Source organism: Gluconacetobacter sacchari, assembly GCF_014174255.1.
Classification (GTDB): Bacteria; Pseudomonadota; Alphaproteobacteria; order Acetobacterales; family Acetobacteraceae; genus Gluconacetobacter; species Gluconacetobacter sacchari.
On record NZ_JABEQJ010000065.1, the window covers coordinates 1 to 5,709 of the forward strand.

4 protein-coding genes and 1 pseudogene are annotated in these 5,709 nt (G+C 67.7%); 2 read left to right on the top strand and 3 right to left on the bottom strand.

What is annotated here, in order from left to right; translation table 11 throughout:
• Positions 1 to 150, bottom strand: a pseudogene (locus HLH48_RS22335) (IS66 family transposase); the annotation flags it as partial.
• A gap of 680 nt (positions 151 to 830) precedes the next feature.
• A complete protein-coding gene (locus HLH48_RS22340; RefSeq protein ID WP_182999658.1) occupies positions 831 to 1,835 on the bottom strand; it encodes a tyrosine-type recombinase/integrase in 1,005 nt (334 codons plus the stop codon).
• Positions 1,836 to 2,236: 401 nt separating this feature from the next.
• Here HLH48_RS22340 and HLH48_RS22345 point away from each other — a divergent pair, with 401 nt between their 5' ends.
• Positions 2,237 to 2,923: a hypothetical protein gene (locus HLH48_RS22345; protein ID WP_182999659.1), complete on the top strand. Its 687-nt coding sequence runs from the start codon at positions 2,237 to 2,239 to the stop codon at positions 2,921 to 2,923.
• 22 nt (positions 2,924 to 2,945) lie between these two features.
• The gene (locus tag HLH48_RS22350; RefSeq protein ID WP_182999660.1) at positions 2,946 to 4,382 is read left to right on the top strand and encodes a site-specific integrase; all 1,437 of its coding nucleotides are present in this window, start codon (positions 2,946 to 2,948) and stop codon (positions 4,380 to 4,382) included.
• 414 nt (positions 4,383 to 4,796) lie between these two features.
• Here the strand turns inward: HLH48_RS22350 and HLH48_RS22355 are convergent.
• On the bottom strand, positions 4,797 to 5,709 hold a 913-nt coding region (locus tag HLH48_RS22355), incomplete at its 5' end, for an IS3 family transposase (protein WP_246387722.1).

Below are 5,709 nucleotides of genomic sequence, written 5' to 3' on the forward strand. Positions count from 1 at the left end.
TTTTCGGAACACGACCGAGGGGCGGATTTCGCGCTCCGATATGTTGTTGGTGGCCGGGACGTCCCTGTTGGTCAAGAAGACGAAGAACTTGTTCCGCCAGGCTTTGATCTGTCTGAGCAGGACTTTCCCGGCTGGGTGGGCGATAGGGATGCGCATGAGGCGGGTCAGGGCAGGGAAACTGTCGGTGAGATGGGCCAGCAACGGCTCCGGCCGCCAGCCGTCGGCGAAAAAGCCATAGACCACGCTGCCATGGCCCCGTGGCAAGCGACGGCCGGCCGTGGCCTGTGGCAGCCTGGCCATCTTGCGCGGCAGATCGTCTAGCCCCCAGTGGCGGCGCATCCAGGCGCGCGGCGCCTCGGCGGCCGGACCAGCCGCAAGCAAGGCGGCCGGCAACGGGCGCAGGCGATGGAAATCGAGCGGGCAGCTCCGCCCATCTCTGGCCTCACAGACACGCTGATGATGGGCCAGCACCGCCTGGCGCACCTGGCGCGCCAGCAGGCGGCAGGCCTGCACCGAGTGTCCACCAGCGTCGCGCCGGGCAACCGCCCAGAGAAACAGATCCTCCTCGATCGCCGCGCCGTCCAGCACCCAGGGCAGGCTGCCGGCACCGCGGGCCGCCGCGACGAAGCGCTCCACCGCGTCCTGCGGGCCGTGCACCACCAGATGCCAATAGGCGGCCGGATCGCAGTGCGGATCAATCCGCTGCACGCGGGGGCGGCGAGCCTGGGCTTTCGCTCCTTTCGTCCCTTCCGCCGGCACAGCCGGCTCGGGCCGCGCCACGGGCTTCGCCTGGCGCGGCGGCAGGACATCCCACGGCAGGCGGAGCGAACTCACAGCCCGAGCCGCGCCGTCGGACTCTCCGTCACCAGCCCGGCCCGGCGGACATAGCCGCGCATGGTGCGCAGATCGCGATGCCGGGTATGGGCCATGATGTCGGCGTCCGGCACCCCGTGCTGGTAGGCCTCGGTGATGAAGCCGACCCGCAGCGCATGGGCGCTCAGCGCCGCTACCACCTCCTCTGGCAAACCGGCCTGCCGGGCGCGACCGACCAGGATCCGGCTGACCCGGCTCGGGACCAGCGGCTCGGCAGTCAGCTCGCCACCGCGCAGCACCCGACGAAACAGCGGCCCGCTGCCGTCACGAAACAGATTGCGCCACAGCCGCAGCGCGCGCACCGGACAGGTTTCCGCATGCTGGCCAGGCGCGAGACCGATCTCGGCCCCGCTGCCTTGCTGGTCGGTCTTGCTGCGCGGCAGGGTGATCACCAGCCCATGCTCACGCTCGATCACCGCCTCGATGCGCAGACTGACCAGCTCGGAGCGGCGGAAGGCGCCGGCGAAGCCGATCAGCAGCAGGGCGCGGTCGCGCCGGCCGCGTGGGCTGAGATCGCAGGTGGCGACCAGGTCGCGCAGCATCGCCACGGTGAGGGCGATCGCCGGCACGGCCGGCCGGCCGTGGACTTTCAGGGCGCCGCGAAGCGGATCGCGGATCGCCGGATGGGCAGGGTCCCAGGGCAGACCGGCATAGCGATGCGCCATGCCGATCGCCGAGACCCGGCGGCGCACGGTATTGGCGGCGCGGCATTCCGCCTGTTCGGCGAGATAGGCGCCGATCACCGCCGGCGCCGCCGGCAGCGGGGTAAAGGCGCGCGCCAGACACCAGTCGCGAAAATCCTGCCAGTCGGCGCGATAGGCCCGCAGGGTGGCGGTGGCGTGGGCCTGGCTGGCATAGGCGGCGCCTTTGTCGAGGGCGGCGCGGGCCAGCACGCTCGGCACCGCCAGCTCCGACGGCCCTGCCGCGGTCGAAACGGGGCCGGAGCCGCGAGATTCCTGCATGCTGGTGCCTCTTACCGTGCGGCCAGCGGCGGCCGCTGACGGCAGGATGAATCCCACCGGAGTGAAAGACAAGCCGGTTTTTCTGTTAGGGTACGATATTGGCACTTATCGTATCCTAATATGCAAGGATCGGGATCTACAGAGGCGGCCGGTCCCTTGAAAACGGCCGGAAAATCCCGATTTTCCGGCGAAGCGCCACGACGGGAATGCGTGGCGGGGTCAGTTCAGGACGCTCCGAACTCCGCCCCCTCCCCCGCCTCTACTTCCGATAATGTCTCTTGTCGGAAGTAGGATAAACGCATAAAAAAAGGGCCCGCGAACGGGCCCTTGGAGCGTGCTCCACGGTTGCGTGTCCGGGGACAGAGGCATATCCGGGAGATACACGCGGATTGTTAGGACAAATGACCAGCGAACGCAAGGAAAACCCGGATACGCCCGCCATGCTCGCCGCCGTCCGCACCAGCCTCTCGCCCGAACGCTTCGCCACCTACCTGCGGGCCTCGGCCGGCGATCCAGACCTGGCGCTGCGCCTCCATACCCGCAATACCGCGCTGAGTGCCGGCTTTTACGGCCCCCTGCAGTCCGTCGAACTCACCCTGCGCAATACCCTGCACCGGGCACTGGCGCGGCGCTACGGCGCCGCCTGGTTCGACAATCCGGCGACCGGGCTCAATGCCTACGCCATCACCGAGATCGCCCAGACCCGGGCCAAACTCAAACGCGGGCGCTACGTGCCAGACGCCCCGCACACCGTCGCCGCGTTGAGCTTTGGCTTCTGGGTCGCCCTCCTCGGCCCCGGCGGCAGCGCCAACTATGCCATGACCCTCTGGCGGCCAGCGCTCAGCGCCGCCTTTCCCCACGCCCGCTTGCCCCGCAAGACGATCCACCGCGAATTCGACCATCTACGGACCTTCCGCAACCGCATCGCCCATCACGAGCCGATCTTCACCCGCCATCTCGCCGCCGACTACGCGAAGATCCTCACCCTCGCCGGCTGGATGTGCCCGCTCACCCGCGACTGGATCGCCCGCCACAGCCGCATTCCCACCCTGCTTGCTGCCGATCCGGCGCAGGAAAGCCTGTTCTGAATGAAGAAGACACTCTCCACCGATGCTTAGTGACATCCGGATCCTCGGCTCCCGCGGCGCTGCCCGACGCATGGTCGCTGCGCGGGTCGATCGCCTCACCCGCAGCCGCCTCGACCTCGACCAACTGCAGCTGGCGGTGCGGGCCCTCTCGGTCGCCCGCTTCGATCCGCCGCTCCCGCTGATCCTGGCCGGCATCGAGCAACCGGACGGCAGCTACACCGCGGACCGGCCGCTCGCCCCTGCCCTGCCCCACGCCGCCGCCGCCCTCGACGCCGCACGCGAGGCCGTTGGCGATGTCCCGGCCGGCCACGAACTGCTGATCGCCCTGGAGATCGACCAGGGCGCGCCCAGCTTCGTCGCCTGGCTGCGCCGCTGCCCGCCGGCCGGGCCGGTGCCCGACCTGGACGACAAGATGCCGCCGGCACCGGTCGGCCAGCCGGCCGCCAGCGTCGCCCAGTGGTTCGCCCTCGCCTCCAGCCAGGCAGTACCGAACCATGACGGCAGCCTGGGCACCGCCCGCAAGGCGGTGGAGGCCTTCGTCCAGCGCGGCAAGGCCGACAATACCCGCCGCGCCTACCGCGGTGCCGTGCGCGCCTGGTGCCAGTGGGCCGCCGGTCACGCCCTCCCTGCCCTGCCGGCACGGGCCGAGGATGTCGCCGCCTACCTGGCCGACATGGCGCTGCGCAATCGCACGCCCCGCACCATCGACCTGCATCGTGCCGCGCTGCGCTATCTCCACCATCTGGCCCGGCTCACCATTCCCACCAGCCATCCGCTGGTCTCCGCCACCCTCGCCGGCATCCGCCGCGAGGCGCCGGGCGCCGGCCCGCAGCAGAAGACGGCGCTGACCTGGACTCCGCTCACCCGGGTGCTGGACGAGGTACAGGGCAGCGATCTGGCCTCGGTCCGCGACCGCGCCATCCTGCTGCTCGGCTTCGCCGGCGCCTTCCGGCGCTCGGAGCTGGCCGGCCTCACGGTGGCCGACGTCAGCGTCGACGATGACGGCATGGAGATCCGCCTGACCCGCTCGAAGGGCGATCCCAACCGGGACGGGGTGCGGGTCGGTATTCCACGCGGCGTCACCCGCCACTGTCCGGTTCGCGCCTACGAAGCCTGGCTACGGGCCGCCGCAATCACCGAGGGCGCCGTGTTCCGCCGGGTGTGGCTGGCCCCGGACGCCAAGGCAGGCACCCCTTCCCCACGCCCGAAAATCGGCAGCACCGCCCTCTCCGATCGCGCGATCGCCGAGATCGTCCGCAAGCATTGTCAGGCCGCCGGGCTGGAGGGGAGCTTTGCCGGCCACAGTCTGCGTCGGGGTGCCATCAGCACTGGCGCCGGCGACGGCTACGACCTCCTCGAGCTCAAGCGCTTCTCGCGGCACCAGAGCCTGCGCATGGTCGAAACCTATATCGACGCGGCCAGCATCAAACAGCGTCATCCAGGCAAAAGCAGATTCTGAAGGTGAGGTAAACGAGAAGTTCTCGCCCTCAGGCCGGAACCCTCTGCCCAACTGACCTTTAAGCAATTCAGTCTCCTCCGGTAATCCGCTGTCGACCCACAGCACCATGTTCCTGTTATCCAGTACGTATCCTCATATCCAGTGTGTGTTTTGGTGAGTAATTCGTGTGATCTGGTGAGGTAATGGTAGAGATATTTGGCGGTTCTCCGTGTTGTCCCATGTGATCTGGTGAGGAAACTAATATATATACTATTAACATCAATTAGTCCCCTCGCCAGATCACACACCCCGGTGGCACGACATCGGGTGTGGCCGCTCAAAGGGGCGTCTCACCAGATCACACACCCTGGGTGGCACGACATCGGGGTGTGGCTGTGAAGCGTCCCGGGTTTCCCGGAGGCTGTTTGGTTTGAGTCACGCAGCCATATCGATGATCTCGAGGGCTGCATAGTAGTTGGCTTCGGCCTCGGCGGGTGGGATATAGCCGATGGGGCCGAAGAGGCGGTGGTTGTTGAACCAATCGACCCAGCGCAATGTTGCCATTTCCACGGCCGACACACTGGGCCAAGAGGGCTGCCGCCAGATGACCTCGGCCTTGTAGAGGCCATTGATGGTCTCGGCCAGGGCGTTGTCATAGGAGTCCCCGACGCTGCCGACCGAGGGCACCAGATTGGCCTCGGCCAGGCGTTGGGTGTAATTCATGGCGAGGTACTGGACACCCCTGTCGCTGTGGTGGATCAGGCCATCCTCGGGTCCGGGCCTGCGGGCATGGATCGCCTGCTCCAGAGCGTCCAGCACGAAGCCCGCAGTGGCCGAGGTGGCGACCTTCCAGCCGACGATGCGCCGGGCATAGGCGTCGATCACGAAGGCGACGTAGACGAAGCCTGCCCATGTGTGGACGTAGGTGAAATCGACCACCCACAGGGCATTCGGCCGGCTCACGCGGAATGCGCGGTTCACCTTGTCCAGCGGGCACGGAGCCTTGGGATTGCTGATGGTCGTGACCGTCTTCTTCCCTCGCCGAATGCCGGCCAGACCCATGGCACGCATCAGGCGTTCCACGGTGCATTTGGCCACATCAATGCCTTCACGGCGCATCTGATGCCAGACTTTGCGCGTCCCGTAGAGCTTCGAACTGGCCTCATACACCCGCTTGATCTCGTCCTTCAGTTCGTCATCGCGCCGGGCACGCGCAGGCCGCCTGGCGGGGTCCGCCAGACGGGCCTGCTGCGTCTTGGCGTGTTGTCGATCGACGGCACGAAAATCGATGCCGATGCCTCGAAATATCGTTCGGTGCGCTACGACCGGATCAAGGCCCTGCGCGAAC